General features: G+C 70.4%; 24 protein-coding genes. 19 read left to right on the forward strand and 5 right to left on the reverse strand.

The window, feature by feature from the left end; all coding sequences use genetic code 11:
• Nucleotide 1: 1 nt before the first annotated feature.
• The gene (gene moeB, locus GGR16_RS10715; RefSeq protein ID WP_183316598.1) at nt 2-805 is read right to left on the reverse strand and encodes a molybdopterin-synthase adenylyltransferase MoeB; all 804 of its coding nucleotides are present in this window, start codon (nt 803-805) and stop codon (nt 2-4) included.
• 189 nt (nt 806-994) lie between these two features.
• Between moeB and GGR16_RS10720 the strand changes: the two genes are divergently transcribed.
• From GGR16_RS10720 to sctT, 18 genes are all read left to right on the forward strand, one after another.
• Entirely contained in the window at nt 995-1,993 is a 999-nt protein-coding gene (locus GGR16_RS10720) for a BMP family lipoprotein (RefSeq protein WP_019403896.1), read from the forward strand.
• A 22-nt stretch (nt 1,994-2,015) separates the two neighbouring features.
• Nucleotides 2,016-3,551: an ABC transporter ATP-binding protein gene (locus GGR16_RS10725; RefSeq protein ID WP_019403897.1), complete on the forward strand. Its 1,536-nt coding sequence runs from the start codon at nt 2,016-2,018 to the stop codon at nt 3,549-3,551.
• Nucleotides 3,548-4,675 (forward strand): ABC transporter permease, encoded by a 1,128-nt coding sequence (locus GGR16_RS10730; protein WP_019403898.1) that lies wholly within the window; start codon nt 3,548-3,550, stop codon nt 4,673-4,675. The genes GGR16_RS10725 and GGR16_RS10730 overlap by 4 nt, the downstream gene beginning before the upstream one ends.
• Nucleotides 4,676-4,677: 2 nt before the next feature.
• A complete protein-coding gene (locus GGR16_RS10735) occupies nt 4,678-5,646 on the forward strand; it encodes an ABC transporter permease (RefSeq protein WP_019403899.1) in 969 nt (322 codons plus the stop codon).
• A 1-nt stretch (nt 5,647) separates the two neighbouring features.
• Nucleotides 5,648-6,055, forward strand: a complete 408-nt coding sequence (locus GGR16_RS10740) for a cytidine deaminase (protein WP_019403900.1) — start codon at nt 5,648-5,650, stop codon at nt 6,053-6,055.
• A 4-nt stretch (nt 6,056-6,059) separates the two neighbouring features.
• Nucleotides 6,060-6,896 carry a purine-nucleoside phosphorylase gene (locus GGR16_RS10745; RefSeq protein ID WP_053193429.1) on the forward strand — a complete coding sequence of 279 codons (837 nt, stop codon included), beginning with the start codon at nt 6,060-6,062 and terminating at the stop codon, nt 6,894-6,896.
• Between the two features lie 258 nt (nt 6,897-7,154).
• Nucleotides 7,155-7,757 (forward strand): type III secretion protein, encoded by a 603-nt coding sequence (locus GGR16_RS10750; protein ID WP_156332705.1) that lies wholly within the window; start codon nt 7,155-7,157, stop codon nt 7,755-7,757.
• A 129-nt stretch (nt 7,758-7,886) separates the two neighbouring features.
• Nucleotides 7,887-8,090: a hypothetical protein gene (locus tag GGR16_RS10755; protein ID WP_019403903.1), complete on the forward strand. Its 204-nt coding sequence runs from the start codon at nt 7,887-7,889 to the stop codon at nt 8,088-8,090.
• 61 nt (nt 8,091-8,151) lie between these two features.
• Nucleotides 8,152-8,562 (forward strand): hypothetical protein, encoded by a 411-nt coding sequence (locus GGR16_RS10760; protein WP_156332704.1) that lies wholly within the window; start codon nt 8,152-8,154, stop codon nt 8,560-8,562.
• 3 nt (nt 8,563-8,565) lie between these two features.
• Entirely contained in the window at nt 8,566-9,420 is an 855-nt protein-coding gene (gene sctJ, locus GGR16_RS10765; RefSeq protein WP_019403905.1) for a type III secretion system inner membrane ring lipoprotein SctJ, read from the forward strand.
• Nucleotides 9,421-10,041 (forward strand): hypothetical protein, encoded by a 621-nt coding sequence (locus GGR16_RS10770; RefSeq protein WP_019403906.1) that lies wholly within the window; start codon nt 9,421-9,423, stop codon nt 10,039-10,041.
• 2 nt (nt 10,042-10,043) lie between these two features.
• A complete protein-coding gene (locus GGR16_RS10775; RefSeq protein ID WP_183316599.1) occupies nt 10,044-10,652 on the forward strand; it encodes a FliH/SctL family protein in 609 nt (202 codons plus the stop codon).
• Complete coding sequence (gene sctN / locus GGR16_RS10780; RefSeq protein ID WP_183316600.1) at nt 10,652-12,001, forward strand: type III secretion system ATPase SctN; 1,350 nt, start codon at nt 10,652-10,654, stop codon at nt 11,999-12,001. Before GGR16_RS10775 ends, sctN begins: the two co-directional genes overlap by 1 nt.
• Nucleotides 11,998-12,504: a hypothetical protein gene (locus GGR16_RS10785; RefSeq protein ID WP_019403909.1), complete on the forward strand. Its 507-nt coding sequence runs from the start codon at nt 11,998-12,000 to the stop codon at nt 12,502-12,504. Before sctN ends, GGR16_RS10785 begins: the two co-directional genes overlap by 4 nt.
• Nucleotides 12,479-13,606, forward strand: a complete 1,128-nt coding sequence (sctQ, locus tag GGR16_RS10790; protein ID WP_183316601.1) for a type III secretion system cytoplasmic ring protein SctQ — start codon at nt 12,479-12,481, stop codon at nt 13,604-13,606. Before GGR16_RS10785 ends, sctQ begins: the two co-directional genes overlap by 26 nt.
• A complete protein-coding gene (gene sctR / locus GGR16_RS10795; RefSeq protein ID WP_019403911.1) occupies nt 13,599-14,252 on the forward strand; it encodes a type III secretion system export apparatus subunit SctR in 654 nt (217 codons plus the stop codon). The genes sctQ and sctR overlap by 8 nt, the downstream gene beginning before the upstream one ends.
• A 55-nt stretch (nt 14,253-14,307) precedes the next feature.
• Entirely contained in the window at nt 14,308-14,577 is a 270-nt protein-coding gene (locus GGR16_RS10800; RefSeq protein WP_019403912.1) for a flagellar biosynthetic protein FliQ, read from the forward strand.
• A gap of 160 nt (nt 14,578-14,737) precedes the next feature.
• Nucleotides 14,738-15,550: a type III secretion system export apparatus subunit SctT gene (gene sctT, locus GGR16_RS10805; protein WP_019403913.1), complete on the forward strand. Its 813-nt coding sequence runs from the start codon at nt 14,738-14,740 to the stop codon at nt 15,548-15,550.
• A gap of 20 nt (nt 15,551-15,570) precedes the next feature.
• Here the strand turns inward: sctT and sctV are convergent, their stop codons facing one another.
• Nucleotides 15,571-17,682: a type III secretion system export apparatus subunit SctV gene (sctV, locus tag GGR16_RS10810; RefSeq protein WP_183316602.1), complete on the reverse strand. Its 2,112-nt coding sequence runs from the start codon at nt 17,680-17,682 to the stop codon at nt 15,571-15,573.
• Nucleotides 17,683-17,696: 14 nt separating this feature from the next.
• Here sctV and GGR16_RS10815 point away from each other — a divergent pair, with 14 nt between their 5' ends.
• Nucleotides 17,697-18,038, forward strand: a complete 342-nt coding sequence (locus GGR16_RS10815) for a hypothetical protein (RefSeq protein ID WP_183316603.1) — start codon at nt 17,697-17,699, stop codon at nt 18,036-18,038.
• Here the strand turns inward: GGR16_RS10815 and GGR16_RS10820 are convergent.
• The 3 genes from GGR16_RS10820 to GGR16_RS10830 all read right to left on the reverse strand — a co-directional run bounded on the left by GGR16_RS10820 (nt 18,014) and on the right by GGR16_RS10830 (nt 19,813).
• Complete coding sequence (locus GGR16_RS10820; protein WP_183316604.1) at nt 18,014-18,448, reverse strand: hypothetical protein; 435 nt, start codon at nt 18,446-18,448, stop codon at nt 18,014-18,016. The two genes, GGR16_RS10815 and GGR16_RS10820, sit on opposite strands and share 25 nt — an antisense overlap.
• Nucleotides 18,449-18,484: 36 nt before the next feature.
• A complete protein-coding gene (locus GGR16_RS10825; RefSeq protein WP_183316605.1) occupies nt 18,485-19,483 on the reverse strand; it encodes a SctD/MshK family protein in 999 nt (332 codons plus the stop codon).
• Between the two features lie 111 nt (nt 19,484-19,594).
• Entirely contained in the window at nt 19,595-19,813 is a 219-nt protein-coding gene (locus tag GGR16_RS10830) for a hypothetical protein (protein WP_019403585.1), read from the reverse strand.
• Nucleotides 19,814-19,908 lie beyond the last annotated feature (95 nt).

The following is a 19,908-nucleotide window of genomic DNA, read 5'->3' on the forward strand; positions in this document are numbered from 1 at the left end:
CTCAGCCTTCGGCGGCGACGGCCGCCGTGCCGCTCAGCGGGTTCTCCGGGTCCCAGCCATAGGTCAGGGTTTCGAAGCGCATGGAGCGCGCGTCGACCATCAGCAGCCGGCCGACGAGCGGCTCGCCGAAGCCGACGATGGCGCGGATGACCTCGAGCGCCATCAGCGAGCCCATGACGCCGGCGAGCGCCCCGAGGATGCCGGCCTCCTCGCAGGTCGGCACCGTGCCGGGCGGCGGCGGGCTCGGAAAGAGGCAGCGGTAGGTGGGGTTCGGCGTGCCGTCCGGACCACGCTCGAAGGGGCGCAGCGTCGTCAGCGAAGCGTCGAAGGTGCCGAGCGCCGCCGTGACGAGCGGCTTTTTCTCGTAATAGCAGGCGTCGGCCACGGCATAGCGTGTGGCGAAATTGTCCGAGCCGTCGGCGATGACGTCATAGGCCGCGACGAGGGCGCGCACGTTCTCGGCATTCACGCGCAGCGAGTGGCACGCGACGGTGACATGGGGATTGAGCCGGGCGATGGCCGCGGCGGCGCTGTCGACCTTCGGCGTGCCGACGTCCGGCGTGCCGTGGATGATCTGGCGCTGGAGGTTGGACAGGGAGACGACGTCGTCGTCGACGATGCCGAGCGTGCCGACGCCGGCCGCGGCGAGATATTGCAGCAGCGGCGCGCCGAGCCCGCCGGCGCCGATGGCGAGGACGCGCGCCTTCTTCAGCTTCAGTTGCCCGGGGCCGCCGACATCGCGCAGCACGATGTGGCGGGCATAGCGCTCGATCTCGTCGTGGGACAGGCTGGCGGCGTTCGTCATGGCATTCGTCATGGCGCGACAATAGCCCCGGGCGCGACTGGCCGGAAGGCGGCGCTGCGATGGCTGTGCACGGTGCCTGCCGGGCGGGTCGGGCGGCTCTTGGAATCCGCTGCCGAGCCGTGCCATCGTAGATGCCAAGCGGGCGCGGCCAGGAAGCCGACGCCCGCATGCCACGAAGGGGAAGCCTCCATGCGTCTCAGGACCCTCGGCCTCGCGCTCGCCGGTCTCGCCGCCAGCGCCGCAGCCGCGCTCGCGCAGGATTTCAAGCCCGCCATCGTCTATGACCTCGGCGGCAAGTTCGACAAGTCCTTCAACGAAGGCGTCTATGACGGCGCCGAGAAGTTCAAGGCCGAGACCGGTGTCGCCTATCGCGACTTCGAGCCGCAGAACGATGCCCAGCGCGAGCAGGCGCTGCGCCGCTTCGCGCGCGACGGCTATTCTCCCATCGTCGCCGTCGGCTTCAGCCAGGCGAGCGCGGTCGAGAAGGTGGCCGGCGAATTCCCCGACCTCAAGTTCACGATCATCGACATGGTGGTCGAACGGCCGAACGTGCAGTCCATCCTCTTCAAGGAGCAGGAAGGCTCCTTCCTCGTCGGCATGCTCGCCGCCATGGCGTCGCAATCCGGCAAGGTCGGCTTCGTCGGCGGCATGGACGTGCCGCTCATCCGTGCCTTCGCCTGCGGCTACGTGCAGGGCGTCAAGCACGCCAACCCGCAGGCCGAGATCTTCCAGAACATGACCGGCACCACGGGCGCAGCCTGGAACGACCCGGTCAAGGGCGGCGAGCTGGCCAAGAGCCAGATCGACCGCGGGGCCGATGTCGTCTACCACGCGGCCGGCGGCACCGGCATCGGCGTGCTGCGCGCGGCGGCGGATGCCGGCAAGCTCGGCATCGGCGTCGATTCCAACCAGAACGGCCTGCATCCGGGCAAGGTGCTGACCTCGATGCTGAAGCGCGTCGACACGGCGACCCACAAGACCTTCATGGATGCCAAGGACGGCCAATGGCAGCCCGGCGTCGTCAACCTGGGGCTCGCCGAGGAGGGCGTGGCCTGGGCGCTCGACGACAACAACCGCTCGCTCATCACTCCGGAGATGAAGGAAGCGGTCGACAAGGCCGCCGAGGAGATCAAGGCCGGTACCATCAAGGTGCACGACTACCGCTCCGACAACAAATGCCCCGTCTGAGCAGCCAGGGTCGTCACGCGTGATGAGGGACGCGGTCGAGCCTCCGGCGATCGAACTCGTCGACATCGACAAGCGCTTCGGGCCCGTGCGGGCGAACGATCGCGTCAACCTCTCGGTGGCGCGGGGCACGGTGCACGGCATCGTCGGCGAGAACGGCGCCGGCAAGTCGACGCTGATGTCGATCCTCTACGGCTTCTACGAGGCCGATGGCGGCGAGATCCGCGTCGGCGGCACGCCGGTCCGCATCCGCAGCTCGGCCGATGCGATCCGCCTCGGCATCGGCATGGTCCACCAGCACTTCATGCTGGTGGACAGCCTTTCCGTCGTCGAGAACGTCATGCTCGGCGCCGAGGGCGGGCCGCTTCTCGACCGGGGCCTCGCCCGGGCGCGGGCGGAGCTCGAGCGCCTCGCCGCCGACCACGGCCTTGCCGTCGACGTCGATGCGCTCGTCGGCGACCTGCCGGTCGGCCTGCAGCAGCGCGTCGAAATCCTGAAGGCGCTCTATCGCGGCGCCGACGTGCTCATCCTCGACGAACCGACGGCGGTGCTGACGCCGCCGGAGGCGAAGGCGCTCTTCGGCCTCTTGCGGACGCTGCGCGAGGCGGGCAAGACCGTGCTCCTCATCACGCACAAGCTCGAGGAGATCATGGCGGTGACCGACCGCGTCTCGGTGATGCGCCGCGGGCAGATGGTCGCCACGCTCGACACCGCCGCGACCTCCCCGCCCGAGCTCGCCGAGCTCATGGTCGGCCGCAAGGTGCTGCTGCGCGTGGAAAAGCGCCCGCACGCCGCTGGTGAGCCGCGGCTGACGGTCGAGAACCTCTCCGTCGTCGACGAGCGGGACTGCCTGCGCGTGGCGGATGTGTCCTTCAGCGTCCGGGCCGGCGAGATCGTCGGCATCGCCGGGGTTGCCGGCAATGGCCAGAGCGAGCTCATGGAGGCCATCGCCGGCATGCGGCGGCCGACGCTCGGCACCATTGCGCTCGACGGCACGGTGCTGACGCGCGAGGCGCATACGCCGCACAACCTGCGCCGGCTCGGCCTCCTGCACGTGCCGGAGGACCGGCTGCGCACCGGCCTCGTGCCGGCCTTTTCGGCCTACGAGAGCGCCGCGCTCGGCTTCACCGACGATCCGGCCTACGGCCGCGGCCCGTTGCTGGAGCGCGGCCGCATGATCGCCGACCTCGCCGACAAGATGGCCGCCTATGACGTGCGCCCACCCGACCCGCTGCTGAAGACCTCGAAATTCTCCGGCGGCAACCAGCAGAAGATCGTGCTGGCGCGGGAGATCGAGCGGGCGCCGAAGGTGCTGATCGTCGGCCAGCCGACACGCGGGGTCGACATCGGGGCCATCGAGTTCATCCATCGCCGGCTGATCGCGCTGCGCGACGCCGGGGTCGCCGTCCTCCTCGTTTCCGTGGAGCTCGAAGAGATCATGAGCCTCGCCGACCGGATCCTCGTCATGTGCGGCGGGCGCATCACCGGAGAGCGGCGGCCCGAGGCGACGGACGAGCGCGACCTCGGCCTCCTGATGGCGGGCGTGGAGGGGCAGGTATGAGCGCGCCGATCGACCTGCCGCGCTGGGCGGACGTCATCCTCGTGCCGGCGCTCAGCGTCGCCGCGGCCTTCGCGGTCGCCGGCCTCGTCGTCGCCGGCATCGGGGAAGACCCTTTCATGGCGACGCGCCTCCTGATCGCCGGCAGCCTCGGCTCGGCCGAGGGCGTCGGCTTCACGCTCTACTACACGACGAACTTCATCTTCACCGGCCTTGCCGTGGCGCTCGCCTATCACGCCGGCCTCTTCAACATCGGCGGCGAGGGGCAGGCGACGGTCGCCGGCATCGGCGCGGCCCTCGTCTGCCTCTACGCCGATTTCCTGCCCGGCGTCCTCCTCATCCCTGCCGGCATCCTCGGCGCGGCGGCCTTCGGCGCGCTGTGGGGCTTCGTGCCCGGCTACCTCCAGGCGCGGCGGGGCAGCCACATCGTCATCACGACGATCATGTTCAACTTCCTCGCCGCGACGCTCATCGTCTATCTCGTCGTCAACGTCATCGGCGAGCGGGGCGTCACGGAGACGCGCGCCTTCGCGCGCCACGCCGTCATCCCCTATGTGCACGAGGCGCTGCGGGCGCTCGGCATCGCGGCGCCGACCTCGCCGCTCAACTTCACCTTCCTCCTTGCCCTCGCCGCGGCGGCGGGGGTGTGGGCGCTCGTCTACCGCTCGCGCCTCGGCTACGCCATCCGCACCGTCGGCGCCAATCCCTCCGCCGCCGTCTATGCCGGCCTGTCCCCGGCGCGCATGATCATGGTGGCCATGGCCCTGTCGGGTGCGCTCGCCGGCGGGCTCGCGGTGAACGAGATCATGGGCGTGCAGCACCGGCTGCTGCTCGAGTTCACCTCCGGCTACGGCTTCGTCGGCATCGCCGTGGCGCTGATGGGCCGGGCGCATCCGGCGGGCGTCATCTTCGCGGCGCTCCTCTTCGGCGTGCTCTACCAGGGCGGGGCGGAGCTGGCCTTCGACATGCCGGCCATCACCCGCGACATGGTCGTCGTCATCGGCGGTGTGATCGTCCTCTTCGCCGGGGCGCTCGAGGGGCTGTTCCGGCGCCTCGCGGCGCGGCTCGTCGCACTCGGCACCGGCTTCGCGGCGGCGCGGCGCGTGCGCACGGCCGAGGAGGGGTAAGCATGGACCTCGCCTCGCTCCTTGCCGTGCTCGATTCGGCCGTGCGGCTGTCCATCCCGCTCCTGTGCGCCTGCCTCGCCGGCCTCTGGTCCGAGCGCTCCGGCGTCGTCGACATCGGGCTCGAGGGCAAGATGCTGGTCGCCGCCTTTGCGGCGGGCGCCGCCGCCTATGCGAGCGGCTCGGCCCTCGTCGGGCTTTTCGCCGGCCTTGCGGCGTCGGTCGCCTTCGCGCTGGTGCACGGCTTCTCGGCCATCAGCCAGCGCGGCAACCAGATCGTCTCGGGCGTCGCCATCAACATGCTGGCGGCCGGCCTGACGGCGATCGTCGGCAATGCCTGGTACCATCAGGGCGGGCGCACCCCGCCGGTGGACGGGGCGGCGCGCTTCGGCGAGATCACGTTGCCGGGGGCCGAGGCGCTGTCCGGCATCCCGCTGCTCGGGCCGCTCTACCGCGAGGTCGTGTCCGGCCATTCGCTGCTCGTCTATCTCGCGCTCCTTGCCGTTATCGCCACGTGGTGGACGCTGGCGCGCACGCGCTTCGGCCTGCGCCTCCGGGCGGTCGGCGAGAACCCGGCGGCGGTCGACACCGCCGGCATTTCCGTCGCCGGGCTGCGCTATGCGGCGGTGGTTCTCGCCGGCCTCCTGTGCGGACTAGGCGGCACCTATCTCGCGCTGGCGCAGGCGGCCGGCTTCCTGCCGCACATGACGGCGGGCAAGGGCTTCATCGCGCTCGCCGCCCTCATCTTCGCCAAGTGGCGGGCCTGGCCGGCGCTCGGCGCCTGCCTGCTCTTCGGCCTGCTCGAGGCCGTCGCCATCCGCATCGAGGGCGTGCCCCTGCCCGTCATCGGCCGGGTGCCAGTGCAGGCCATCCAGGCGCTGCCCTATCTCATGACGGTCGTCCTGCTCGCGGGCTTCATCGGCCGGGCGGTGCCGCCGCGAGCCTCCGGCATCCCCTATGTCAAGGAACGGTGAGATGAGCCTCCTCGACGACCTCTTCCGCGCGGCGAGCGCGGCGCGCGAGAAGGCCTATGCGCCCTATTCGCGCTTCAGCGTCGGAGCCGCCGTGGCGACCCCGGACGGGCGGATCTTCGCCGGCTGCAACGTGGAGAACGCGTCCTACCCGGTCGGTTCCTGCGCCGAGGCCGGCGCCATCGTCGCCATGGTCGCGGCGGGCGGGCGGCGCATCGCAGCGGCTCTCGTGGTGGGGGAGGGCGCGGCGCTCGTCACGCCCTGCGGCGCCTGCCGGCAGCGCTTGCGCGAATTCGCGCGCGAGGATACGCCGGTCCATGTCTGCGGGCCGGAGGGGTTGCGGCGCAGCTTCACGCTCGGGGAGCTGCTGCCGGTCTCCTTCGGTCCGGACAATCTGACGAACGACGGGTGAAGCCATGACCGGAGCGGCTGGGACGGACGCGAAGCTGCGGGACGAGGCCCTCGGCCTGCTCGCGGAGCGCGGCATCGCGGGGCCCTTCGATGCCGCGCTGGTGCTCGGCACCGGTCTCGGCAACATCGTCGAGGATGTCGAGGAGGCGCGCGAGGTGCCCTATGCCGACATCCCCGGCTTCCCGGTCAGCGGCGTCTCGGGCCATGCGGGGCGGCTCATCGCCGGCCGCATCGAGGGGCGCCGTATCCTCATCTACGGCGGGCGGGCGCATTATTACGAGACCGGCAATGCGGCCGTCATGCGCGCGCCCATCAACCTCCTGACCGGGCTCGGCAGCCCGCCGCTGGTGCTCACCAATGCCGCCGGCTCGCTCAGGGCGGACATCCGCCCCGGCAGCCTCGCCCTGATCACGGACCACATCAACTATTCCGGGCTCAACCCGCTCATCGGCGACACCGGCGACGGGCGCTTCGTGCCGATGACGCTGGCCTACGACGAGATGCTGCGCAAGCGGATGATGCTGGCGGCGAAGACGGCCGGCATCACGCTCAACTCCGGCATCTACATGTGGTTTTCCGGACCGAGCTTCGAGACGCCGGCGGAGATCCGCATGGCCCGCATGTTCGGCGCCGATCTCGTCGGCATGTCGACCGTGCCCGAGGTCATCCTCGCCCGCCGCTTCGGCCTGCGCGTCGCGGCCTTGTCGGTCGTCACCAACCTGGCGGCCGGTCTCGAGGGCGCGACCCCGAGCCACGGCGAGACGAAGGACGTCGCAACCCTCGCGGCCGTGACGCTGCGGCGGCTGCTGCGGGCTTTCCTCGCGACGCGCGACGAGCGGTGAGAGGCGCCGGCCGGCGCCCGATGCCTTCTGATCGGCACTCGCTGCAAGTCTATCCTGGTAATTACCTTTGCCTGACGCCCTGAATAATCAATTTCGCAGCGTCTCTATTCTCACATCCGTTCTTCGATCGTAGATATCCTGCATCGAATTATATGAGCTGCATGCAGTGCGGCTCGCCGCCACGGGCGCGGGACATCTCGCGCGAGCGTGGTGCGCCACGATCATCGATCGCCTGGGCGCGATCGGGAAGGAACGACCATGACCTTACGTGGATGGAGTGCAGGCGTGCTGATGTCGCACATGCGCCGCTACCGGCTGGCGGCCTTCGCCGCGGTGATTGCGGGGCTTGCGGCACCGGGCGCGTGGGCCACCGAGCCTGCGTGGCCTACCCTGTCCTATGACTACATCGCCCTCGACGAGGATCTCCGCGACGTGCTGACGGAGTTCGGCAATCACATGCGCATTCCGGTCAAGCTCAGCGACCGCGTCCGGGGCCGCGTGCGCGGCGGCATCCTGCCCGCTGCGCCGCGGACGTATCTCGACGACCTCTGCGGCCGTTTCGGGCTCTCCTGGTACTACGACGGCACGACGCTGCACATTTCCTCGAGCGACGAGCAGCGGACGGAGATCGTCGAATACGGCTCGGCCTCGCCGGAGGAGCTGCTGAAGGCGCTTCGCGAACTGGGCGTGGCGGATGCGCGCTATCCCGTCCGGCTCGCGCAAGGCCGCAGCGTCCTGTCGATTTCCGGGCCGCCGGTCTACCGCACCCTCGTGCGCCAGACGCTGGCGTCGCTGATGAAGGGTGGCACTCCCGAGGCGCGGGTGCGGGTCTTTCGCGCGGGCGCCGAGAGTTCGTCCTGATCCCGCGATTGTTCATGGTGCGTGTAGAGAGAGTTCAGCCCGCAGCGACTGTCGTCCGGCGGTGCTTCGCATGTATAATTTGCGTAATCGATTGTAGTCATTAGCTTAAATTGCGGCAAGCGAGGCAGCATGAACGAGGTGCGCGGGATCGACAACCTGGAGCGGCGACGGCCCGGCGGGCTCGATCAGGAGCTTCTGGACAAGATGCAGGCCTTCATCGAGCAGGCGAAGCAGGGTCACGCCGGGCCGGCCGATGCGGTCGCGGACAGCTCTCCGCTCGCCCTGCTTCGCCCCGCCGGGCCGGCCGCCGAGCCTGGTGACGCAAAAGGCTGAAGCCTCGCCGATCCACCTCTTCTTCGTGCCTCCCGCAGCCGGTGGCGCGTCCGTTTTCGCCATGGAACTGGTCATGAACGCCATCACAGCCATAAGCGGCCTTCTGGACAACGGCGTGAAGCCCGTCGATCCCATCGAGCCGACCCAGTCGGTGCAGGAATTCCAATGGTCGCTGAACGACGCCAGAGCGCAGTGGGCGGCTGAAGCGGGATCGCTCGACGCCGGAGACGGGCTGCCGGCCATCGCCGGGGCGGTGCGCGACGGCATCCTGCCCTTCTTCGAGCGCAGACAGGACGATGCCGACCTGTCGGCCGAGATGAATACGGGGCGCCCCGAGGAGGATGCCGAAGCCTTCTTCGGGCAGATCAAGGAGCGTGCCAGCGGGGAGCAGAAGCACCACCTGGCGATGCAACTCATCATCGCGGCGTTCTCGGGCATGATCAGCACGTTGAAGATGCTGCTGAGGGGATGAGCCATGCCGGTCGTGCCCGCGTCATCGTCTCGCCCGCGCCGGCTCCGTCTTGCAGCGGTCATCGCGCTTGCGCTCGCCGTCGCGGCCTGCAAGGCCGAGCTCTACGGCAACCTGGACGAGCGCCAGGCGAACGAGATCATCGCGGCGCTGCAGCACCACGGCATCGGCGCCAGCCGGGCCACCGACAAGGAGGGCCGCATCACCGTCTCGGTCGGCGGCAACGATTTCGCGCGCGCGTTCGACATTCTCAGGAACAACGGCCTGCCCCGGCGGGCGCACGCCACGCTCGGCGAGGTCTTCAAGCCGGAAGGGCTGGTGGCCTCGCCGCTGCAGGAGCGGGCACGCATGACCTATGCCCTCAGCGAGGAGCTGTCCCGGTCGGTGGGCGAGATCGACGGCGTCCTCTCGGCGCGGGTGCACATCGTCCTGCCCGAATACGCGCCGCTGCAGCATGCGTCCACGCCGGCCTCCGCCTCCGTCCTCATCCGGCACAAGACCGGCGCGCCGCTCGCTGACTACGTGCCGCAGATCAAGACGCTGGTGGCCAACGGTATCTCCGGGCTCACCTATGACGGCGTGTCCGTCGTGCTCGTGCCCGCGCCGGACCGGCCGGAAACGCCCGCCGAGTCCGCGCCCGTTTCCTTCCTCGGCATGTGGCTGCGCCCCGACAGCCTCGGCTGGGCGCGCCTGCTGATGGGGCTGTCCGCGCTCACCATCGTGGCGCTTGCGGCCGGGCTCGGCTATCTCGCCTGGCGGGGCCGGTCCGGGGTCTACGCGTTGGGAGCGACGCGGCGGGATGCCGACGGGCCGGACGAGGCCGGTCCGGCGCCCGCCTACCAGCAGCGGGAGGCGGCCTGAATGACGCCGCTCGCCGCCACTGCCGACGAGAGCCGCTGGCGCGCCTTCCTGCGCCTGCCCGGCGGCTATGCGCATCCGCGGCGCCTGGCCGACACGCTCGGCGGCGCCATGACGCCGGACCTCTGCGCCGCGCTGCAGGCGGAGCCGCGCTTCGCCACGCGGTTGACGGCCCTGCTCGAGGCCGCCGGTCTCGTGCCGCCGGTCGGCGCCGGGATGGACTGCGCCGAGATCGACCGGTCGATCGTCGTGCGCGCGCCGGAGGAGCTGATGGCTGCCGCCCTTCGTGCGGGCGCGCTCTATTGGGCGGACGCCATCGCCAACGTGGTTCTCGCCCCGGACGTGGAAGTCCTGCGCGGGTCGCTCGACGCCGACCTCATCGCCTTCGGCCTCGCCAATCGGGCCGCAGGGCCGCAGGGCATGCGCTTCGACGTTCTCGCCGGCGCGGCGGAGGTGGTGGCTCGCGACGGCTGGTACAGCTTTCTGGCATGGGTTGCGCAACTTCCGGCAGCGGTGACGGCGCGGCTGATGCTCAAATTCGAGGACGGGACGATCACGCCCGGGCCCATCCCGGCTCCGTTCGGCGAGATCGGACCGGGGCTCTATCGTCAGGCAGCGGGATGAACATGAACAGTACGGATCGCTTATCGACCCTGGGTGGCGGCGGCCGGATCGTGCGTGGCCCGGAGGTGGACATCTGGCAGAAGGCGGCGATGACCCTCCGCAAGGCGGAGGATCTCGCGTCGTCGGAAATGAGCCGGGGATACACCGAAGGTCACGAGAAGGGCGTCCGGGACGGCCTCGCCAGCGTGAAGGAAAAGAACGCCGCGGCGGCCGAGCAGCTGGCGCAGACGGTCACGGCCGTCGATCGCTATCTCGGCTCGCTCGAGAGCGAGGTGGCCGATCTCGCCATGGGTATCGTGCGCCAGGTGCTGGGCACCTTCGAGAACGCCGATCTCGTGGCGCGGCTCGCCGGCGAGGCCCTGGCCAATTTCCGCCGGGCGAAACACCTCAAGATCACGGTGCACCCCGACGCCTGCGCCAAGGTGCGCGACGAGGTCAACGCACGGGTGGAGCGGGAAGGCCTCGCGGTTACCATCGCGGTTGCGGGCGATCCGACGATGGGCCCCACGGATTGCCGGCTCGCGAGCGAATTCGCCATCGTTGACGCGGATCTCGAGACGCAGCTCTCGGCCTTGGCCGGGGCCCTGCCGCGGCGGGAGGGACGGGGGTGATGCGGGGCGACGCCCTCGACATCGATGCGCGCATCGCGGGCATCCTCCCGAAGCTGCGGCGGCAGGCGGAAACCGTCAGCCCGCGCGTCGTCAAGGGACGCATCCTGCGGGCCGTCGGCGTCACGATCCATGCCAGCGTGGCCGAGGTGCGGCTGGGGGAGGTTTGCCGGCTCTGCGACCCCGTTTCAGGAGTCGAGGTCCTGGGCGAGGTCGTCGGCCTCCTGGAGGACGCGGCGGTCCTGACGCCGCTCGGCGACGTGTCGGGCCTCTCCAGCGCCACCGAGGTCATTCCGACCGGCAGCGAATTGCGCGTGCCCGTGGGACCGGGCCTGCTCGGCCGCGTGCTCAACGCGCTCGGCGAGCCGCTCGACGGCGGCGCCTGGCCGCCGCCTGACATGGCTGGCACCTATCCGCTGCAGGCGCCGCCGCCGCAGCCGATGGCGCGCGACATCATCAAGGAGCCGCTGCAGCTCGGCATCCGCTCTCTCGACGGGCTCGTGACCTGCGCGCGGGGGCAGCGCATCGGCATCTTCGGCGAACCGGGCGTCGGCAAGTCGACGCTGCTCGCCCAGATCGTCAAGGGCACCGAAGCCGACGTGGTCGTCATCGGCCTCATCGGCGAGCGCGGCCGCGAGGTGCGCGAATTCCTGGAGCGCGAGCTCGGCGAGGAGGGGCGGCGCCGGTCGGTGACGGTGGTCGCCACCTCGGACCGTCCGGCCATCGAGCGCGTCAAGGCGGCCTATGTGGCGACGGCGATCGCCGAATATTTCCGAGACCAGGGCCGCAGCGTGCTGCTGCTGATGGACAGCGTCACGCGCTTCGCCCGCGCCCAGCGCGAGATCGGCCTCGCCGCCGGCGAGCCGCCGACGCGGCGTGGCTTTCCCTCGTCGCTCTTTGCGGTGCTGCCGCAGCTGCTCGAGCGCAGCGGCCCGGGGCAGGGCGGCGCCATCACCGGCCTCTACACGGTCCTCATGGAAGGCGACGGCACGCAGGACCCCATCGCGGAGGAGGTGCGCTCCATCCTCGACGGCCACGTGGTTTTGTCGGCGGAGCTCGCCCATCGCAATCATTTCCCAGCCATCGACGTCCTGAAGAGCCGCAGCCGCCTGATGGATGCGGTGGTCGCGCCGGAGCATTCCCGCCTCGCCGGCCGCGTGCGCGACCTGATGGCGCGCTACGCCGAGGTCGAGCTGCTGGTGCGGGTGGGCGAATACCAGCGCGGCAGCGATCCACGGGCCGACGAGGCCATCGACCGCATCGATGCCATCAATGCCCTCCTGCGCCAGGGGCAGGCCGAGCGGTCGACCCTCGCCGAGGTCCAGCAGCGCATGCGGACGCTCGTGCCATGACGCAGGAGCGGACGCTCATGCTGCTGCGACGCCTGCGGCAGCGCGGCCTCACGCGCGCGGAGGAAGGCATCATGCGCGCCGAACGCGGGCTGCGGGAGGCCGAGGCCGCTGTGCGCGCAGCGCAGGCGGCGGTTGAACAACACGCGGCGACGGCCCGGCAGGAGGAGAAGACGTTGCTCGGCCGCATGGCCGTGCGCCTCGCCGGTGCTTCCGACATTGCGCGCCAGCAGGCGGTGCTCGATGGGGTCGCCGCCGAAGCCGGGCGTCGCCGGGCCGGCGCTGCCGCGGCGGGCGAGGAACGGGAGGCCCAGGCGGCGACGCTTGCCGCAGCGCGGCAGGAGCTGCAGCGGCGCCGGCGCAAGCTCGCCAAGCTCGACCTGCTGCTCGACGAGCGGAAGATGCAACAGCTGCGGCGGGACGAGGCACTCGTGGAGGCGGAGGCCGAGGATCGCGCGGTCGCACTGGCCGGGAGCAGCCATGGCACGCCGTTCCCCCGCAGCTGAAGCGCCGGCGCCGCGCAAGAGGGCCGCCCCGCGCAAGCGGCCGGTCGCCGCTGCGGCGGAGGCGGCGTCGCTGCCGTCGCCCCTGCCCTTCGTGCCGGCGGCGCTCGACGTCGAGGCCATGCACCTGTGGAACGTGGCCTATCGCCTGCGCAGGCCCTGGCAGGTGAGCCTCGCCGGCGTTCCGGCGCACGTCGTGTTCGCTCCCCGCCCGGTGCCGGTCGTGCCTGGTGTCACCCTTGATCTGACGATCGGAGGGCGGCCGGCGACGGCCTGGGTGCCAGCCGCCTTCGCCGAGGAGGTGCTGGAGGTGCTGCCGCCGCAGTTCGATCCTGCGCGTCTGTCGCCGCAACACCTCGCCATGCTTGCCGAATTCGCCATGCTGCCCGGGCTTCGCGCGTTGGAGGACCGGCTCGGGGCCGCGATCGTGCTGGTTTCGCTGCAATCGCAGGCCCCCGATGAGACGCGGGGCCCCTGGGTCGATGTCAGGATCATCCGGAACGGACGGGAGGAGGTTCCCGCCCGGCTGCTGCTGCCGCCGGAGACGGGCGAGGAGATCATCGCCGCGCTCGGCGACGGGCCCCCGCCGGGCGGGCACGACGAACTGCCGTGTTCCGTAGCGGTCCGCATCGGCGCCACGACGCTTCCGGTGGCGGATGTCGCCTCGCTGCGGGTCGGCGATGCGGTGCTTGTCGATTGCGTGGCCGGGGCCGATGCGGCCGTGGTTGTGATCGCGGACTGTCTCGCCGCGCCGGTCGTGGTGGAGGAGGCCGGCATCCGTCTCGAGGACTTTCCGTGGCCGGCGGCCGGATCGATGCTGGAGTGGTGCATGACGACAGCGGGGCAGGATGAGGGATCCGGAGCCGATGCGGAGGATACGGCGCTCGCCATGGTGCCGGTCCACCTCGTCTTCGAGCTCGGGCGGCTCGATCTGCCGCTCGCCGAGGTGCAGCGGCTGGCGCCGGGGGTCACCCTGCCGCTCGCCGTACCCGTTGCCGGCGAGGTCGACATTCTCGCCAACGGCCGGCGCATCGGCCGCGGCGTGATGGTGCGGATCGGCGAGAGCATCGGCGTTCGGATCGTCAGGCTCGCCGGCCATGGGTAGTGGCGAGGTCAACGTCCTCGGCATCGCCGCCGTTTCGGTCGCTCTCGGCCTGCTGCCCTTCTTCGCCGTGCTGACGACCGGCTTCCTGAAAATCGCGATCGTGCTGATGATCGTGCGCAACGCGCTGGGCGTGCAGCAGACGCCGCCCAACGTGGTGCTCTATGCCGTCGCCATCGTCCTCACCGTCTACGTGTCGGCCCCGCTGCTCACCACGATCCACCAGAAGCTGAGCGAGCAGGACCTCAATGTCCGCACGGTCCAGGGGCTCGTGGGCGTGGGCCGCGAGGTCGCCGGCCCGCTGCGGGAGCATCTCGCGCGTTTCGCGACGCCGCGCGAGCGACAGTTCTTCCTGTCGGCGACGCAGCGCATCTGGCCGCAGCAGGCCCAGGCGGGTTTGAGCGAGGACGATCTCGTCATCCTGCTGCCGGCCTATATCAGCTCCGAGCTGACGCGCGCCTTCCAGATCGGCTTCCTGCTCTACCTGCCCTTTCTCGTCATCGACCTCGTCGTCTCGAACATCCTCATGGCGATGGGGATGATGATGGTGTCACCCATGCTGATCTCGGTGCCGCTGAAGCTCTTCCTGTTCGTCGCCGTCGACGGATGGTCGCGGCTCATGCACGGCCTCATCCTGAGCTACGCCTGAACGATGGGGGCCGCTTCCGCCGTATCGCTGCGCGCCGTCGTGTCCGGAGGTGCCCGTGGGCCAGGACTATCTCGCCACCAAGATGGCCAATACGCTCGTGACCATGCTGATCCTCTCGGGGCCGCCGCTGGCGGCGGCCGTGGTGCTCGGCGTGGTCGTCGGCTTTCTCCAGGCCGTGACGCAGATCCAGGACCAGACCCTGCCGCAGGCCGTGAAGCTCGTGGTCGTTGTGGTGCTCGTCATCACCCTCGGGCCGGCATTCTCGGCCCTGCTCCTTGCGGAGACGAGCACGATCCTCGACGAGTTTCCCTTCGTGGTGCCGTAGAGCCTTGTCCGCCGAAGGGGATAACGGTTCGGCGAAAACGCTCCCTTCTCAAGATGGTGGACGCTCGTTCCGATCCGGCTGGATCGGAATGTCCTCCAGGGCGTGGACCCGGCCCGGCGACGGCTTGCCCCGTGCGCCGCTTGCGGCGCGGAGGGCGGCCGTGAGCCTGGCGCTCGTGTCGCAGGCGCTCGACGCGCTTCACGCCCTCGTTCTGACGCTCGCTCTCGTTTCGGCGCGCCTTCTGGGCGTCATGGCCATCGCGCCGGCCTTCGAGCGGCTCGGCCTGACCAACACGATGCGCGGCGCCGCCGCCATGGCCTTCGCTGCGCCCATGGTCGCGGTGGCGCCGCCGCCGATGCTCGATGGCAGCCTGCCGACGATGTTCGCCGGCGTGGGACTTGCCCTGAAGGAGGCGACGGTCGGGTTCATCATCGGCTTCATCTTCGGGATACCCTTCTGGGCGGCGCAGGCCGCCGGCGACATCATGGACCTGCAGCGTGGCTCGACCTCGGCCACGCTCATCGATCCGAGCTCGGGCACCGACGCGGGCGTCACCGGCACGCTGCTGACGCTCGCCATGCTCGCGATGTTCTTCAGCGCCAACGGCGTGGACGTGATGGTCGCCGCCGTCTACGACAGCTATCTCCTGTGGCCGCTCGACCGGCTGTGGCCGCAGTTCGAGGTCGCGCATGCCTTCATCGTGCTGCGGCTGCTCAACGACGTCACCTTCCTCGGCGTGCTGATGGCGGCGCCGATCATGGCCGCCATGCTGATCACCGACGTGGTGCTGGCCTTCGTCGCGCGGGCCGCGCCGCAGCTCAACGCCTTCAGCCTGTCGCTGGCGCTGAAGAACCTCGTCTTCATGCTGCTGCTGGTCGTCTACTGCACCTTTCTCGTCACCTACATGCGCGACGGCCTCGCCTATGGCCTCAACAGCGCCCAGGTGCTCGGCGAACTCGCGCCGCGGCGATGATGGTCCGGCCGATCCGGCCGTCAGGCGCCGGCGGCCTCGATCCCGGCCTCCTGTGGCGGCTCCCGTGCCGCTTCCTGCGCGGCGGCCTGCAGGACGAGGAGACCGTCGGGCGTGACGGTGACGGTGGCGACCGTCTGGACGAAATAGTCCGGCGCGATCTCGTCATAGGCGAGCACCGGCAGCCGCAAGCCTTCCTGCAGCAGGATCTGGCGCAAGCCGAGGCGAACGTCGCGCTGGGCGAGGACGACCGGCAGGGGCGCGGGCGGCGGATCCTGCAGGTGCTCGCGGATCCGCGCGGCGAGCAGCGCGAGCGAATCGCGGGCGCCGGCGCTGCCGAAGCCCTGCTGCAGCACCACACGCACGAGCTCCTCGATCTCGCGCTCCAGGACGTAGGCGGCGATGACGCGGTTCTCGTCCGCCCAGCGGAAGCAGATCTGACGGCGCAGCGTGCTGCGCACGAAGCCCTCGAGCGTGATCACCTCGCGGTGATACTGCGCCCATTCCACGATGGCCTCGAGGATGAGGCGCAGGTTGCGGATCGGCACCTGCTCGGCGACGAGGCCGCGCAGCAGCTCGGCCAGCGTCTGCAGCGGAATGAGCTTCTGCACCTCGCCGACGAGCTCGCCGTACTCGCCCTCGATCTGCGCCAGGAGGTTGCGCGTCTCCTGCAGCCCGAGGAAGTGCATGGCCGTGTTGCCGAGCGTCTCCTCCACCCGCTTCAGCAGGACCTCGCGACGCTCGCGGGCCGTGAAGCCGGCGGCTTCCAGGGCATCCCGATGCGCCTCAGGCACCCAGACGGTTTCGGCGTGGTGCTGCGTCGCGCCCTCCTCCTCGTAGGGCAGGCCGGCGAGATCGAGGTCCATCGCGCCGGCCGAGACGGCGAGATGGCCCGCCGGCAGGGTCCCTCTTTCCTCCGGCGTGCCGTCGAGGTCGAGGCTGAAGGCATCGCCAGGCAGGGCCGCGTCCGTGCGCACGGCGAGGTTCGGCAGGCGCAGTCCGATCCTCGTGAGGAGCCCTGCGCGGATGCGGTCGATCTCGATCGCAAGGGGAGCGGGCGGGATGGCGGCGGCGAGATCCGGTCCGAGCCGCAGCACGAGGCGCGGCTCGAGCGCCCGGGTGGCGGCCCGGAGGCCCTCGGCGGCCGCGGCCGTGCGCGCCGTGCCGCGCAGCATGAGCCATGTGCCGCCGGCGAAGACCGCCGCCAGCACGAGGAACACCAGGGTGGGAAAGCCGGGGAGAAGGGCGAGGGCGGCGAGCACGGCGGCGACGAGGCCGAAGGCGCGCGGGTCGCGCGAGAGCTGGCTGAAGATGGCGGAGCCGACGTCCTGATCGCCGTCGCTGCCGACGCGCGTCACCACCGTGCCGGCGGCCATCGACACGAGAAGGGCGGGAATCTGCGCGATGAGGCCGTCGCCGACGGTCAGCAGCGAATAGCGCAGCGCCGCGTCGCCGAGGGTCATGCCGCGCTGGAGGACGCCGATGGTCAGGCCGCCGAGCAGGTTGATGATGATGACGACGAGGCCGGCGATGGCATCGCCCTTGACGAATTTCATCGATCCGTCCATCGCGCCGTAAAACTGGCTCTCGCGCTCCAGCAGGCTGCGCCGCCGCTGCGCCTCCGCCTGGTCGATGGCGCCGCTGCGCAGGTCGTTGTCGATGTTCATCTGCTTGCCGGGCAGGGCATCGAGGGTGAAGCGCGCGCCGACTTCGGCCACGCGCTCGGCGCCCTTGGTGATGACGACGAACTGGGCCACGGTGATGATCAGGAAGACGATGAGGCCCACCGCGACATTGCCGCCGATGACGAAGGTGCCGAAGGCCTCCACCGTCTCGCCGGCATCGCCCTGCAGCAGGATGAGCCGCGTCGTCGTGATGGCGAGCGCGATGCGGAACAGCACCGCCATCAGCACGATGGTCGGCAGCGAGGACAGGTCCGTCGCCCGCTTGATGTAGAAGGCGACGAGGAGGATGAGCGTGCTCGCAGCGATGTTGCAGGCGATGAGCACGTCGACGAGCCCCGTCGGCAGCGGGATGATCATCATCATCACCGCGACCACCACCAGGAGCGCGAAGGCGATGTCGCCCCGCTGGGAGGCGGCCAGGAGGATCTTCTTGAGGAAGCTTGCCGGCATCAGGGCGGTCCGCGTTGCTCGACGTAATCCATGAAGGCGCGGCGCGCCTGGCCCGCTCGCCCGAGCATCCAGAGAGCGCGGCTTTCGAGGAGCCTGAGGGCCGGCGGCACGGCCGGCTCCAGCTGCTTGAGGCGCTCGATCGCGGCAAGCGCGCCTTCGGGCTGGCCGGCGAGGAGCAGCGCCTGCGCGAGGCTGCGCTGCACGCCCACGTCGTCGGGCAGGAGATGCTCGGCGAGCCGCAGCAGCTCCAGCCCCCGGCCGTGCTGGCCGTAGCGGCTGTAGAAATGTCCGAGGGCGCGCAGGAGGCGCGCCGCTTCATGCCGCTTCTCGTTCAGGCGACGCCCCCTATGGCGTAGAGGCGGGTGAGAAGATCGCGCCGCTGGTCGCGCTCGGCCGCGAGGATGGCGGCGGCGTCGCCGGGGATGTCCTCGAGGACGGGCACGATCTCCGCCACGATGGCATCGAGCAGCCCGAGGCAGGCCGGCCCGGCGACCAGGGACATGTCCTCCGGCGGCGGGCGCACATAGCTTTCGACGAGCCCCTCGGCGGTGTTCGGCAGCGGCGTGCCGACGCCGGCCCTGCTTCGCGTCGAGGATTGGCGGCGGCCGACCGGGGCAAGGGGATGCGACCGGACCTCGCCGCTCGCCTGAGACCGCGCCTCGCGACCCGGGGAGGAGGCGACGTCGCGGTTCGCGGGCGGCGCAGGCGCCGGCCGGGAGACGGGCTGGACGGTGCGCCGCGTCCGATCGATGTTGCTCGTCGTCATCGTCGTTCGTTCCTCAGTCCCGGTCGGGCGGGGGCTTCAGTAGGTGAGCCTCACGACATTGCCGTCCCGAGCGAAGGTGACGGCCTCGCGGTCGATGCGCTCGACGCGCCAGCCGCCTTCGATCACCGCGCCTTCGTGGTGCTTGCGCCCGTCACCCGTCACGACATAGGGCGTGTCGCCGAACCAGACGGCGCGCAGGCGCAGGCCCTGGATGGGGAAGGAATCCGATGCCGTCACCTGGGACACCAGGAGCGGGTTCTGCGCGTAGGTGGCGTCGAACCAGCTCCGCGTCTCGGTCCAGGCCGGCATCTTCCTTTCCGGGACTACGCCGGCGACCACAATCCGGCTGTCGTCGACGGCCGTCACCTGGAGACCGGCGAGATCGGCGGCAGCGATGCGCGACTTCAGCTGTTCCGCGGCTTCATGTGTCGTCGGGCGCATCTGCGGCGCGGTGCCGGCCGCCTGCCCCGCCGCATCCGCGCCGGCGCCGCGGCCCCGCTCCATCAGGATGACCGGCAGCGACAGCGCGAGGATGAGGCCGAGGGCGAGGCCGGCAACAGGCAGGGGCCTGCGCGCGGCGCGGCGGGCGAGGTGCACGGCGCGCGGCAGCGGCGGCATGCGGTCGTCGGTGATGCGCAGCGTGGCGCCACCAAGCGTGATCTCCGCCGGCAGGCGCACGAGGCGGCCGTAGCCGCCGGGCAGGAGGCCATGGCCGGCGACGTCGACGTCACCGCCGCGGGCCTCCACCTTCATCGAGCCGCGGCCGATGCGGATGGTGGCATGGTCGGGCGCGATGCCGGGATCGGCGAGGACGATGTCCGCCTCCGCCGTGGAGCCGATGCGGTAGACCTTGTCCAGAAGCTGGAACGAGGCGCCGGCATGGCAGCCGCTGACGACGGCGAGCGCGGGGCCGGCCGGAGGCTGGCCAGCCATCTCCTGCGGCTTCCCGCCGCCCGCCACGAGGCGGGTGGCGACGGCCCGTCCGGCGTCGATGACATTCGCCCGGCCGCTGGATGTGGCGGTTCGAAGCTGCATGGCGGCTCTCGAAAAATCATGACGTGAAGGCAAGGGGCGCATCGCAATGGCGCGGTGCCGGCATGAAGTCGGCACCGTATAAAATGCTGCGGGCAGGCAAACTGTCCGTTCTTACTGAACGCGGGCGCCCTGGATGGCGGCGTTCGCGCGGTCCTTGTTGTTATCGATCACAGTCTGGATCTGCTTGTCGATCATCGTGCGCTGCGCTTCCTTGAGCTGGAAGGCCATCTGGTCCTTCTGCAGCTGCCGCATCTGCGTGCTGAACTGCTCCAGCTCCGAAGCGCTGGACGACGCGCTCTGGGTTGTCATGGGAGGGGCGCTTATGGTCATCAGTAAATCCTTTCAAAGGTAATACATACCATCGTGAATAGCTTACGTCTCGGCGTTGAGCGAGAGTGATATATCATTCATTGCGCTCATCCGAG

This window comes from Chelatococcus caeni, from assembly GCF_014196925.1.
Taxonomy (GTDB): Bacteria; Pseudomonadota; Alphaproteobacteria; order Rhizobiales; family Beijerinckiaceae; genus Chelatococcus_A; species Chelatococcus_A caeni.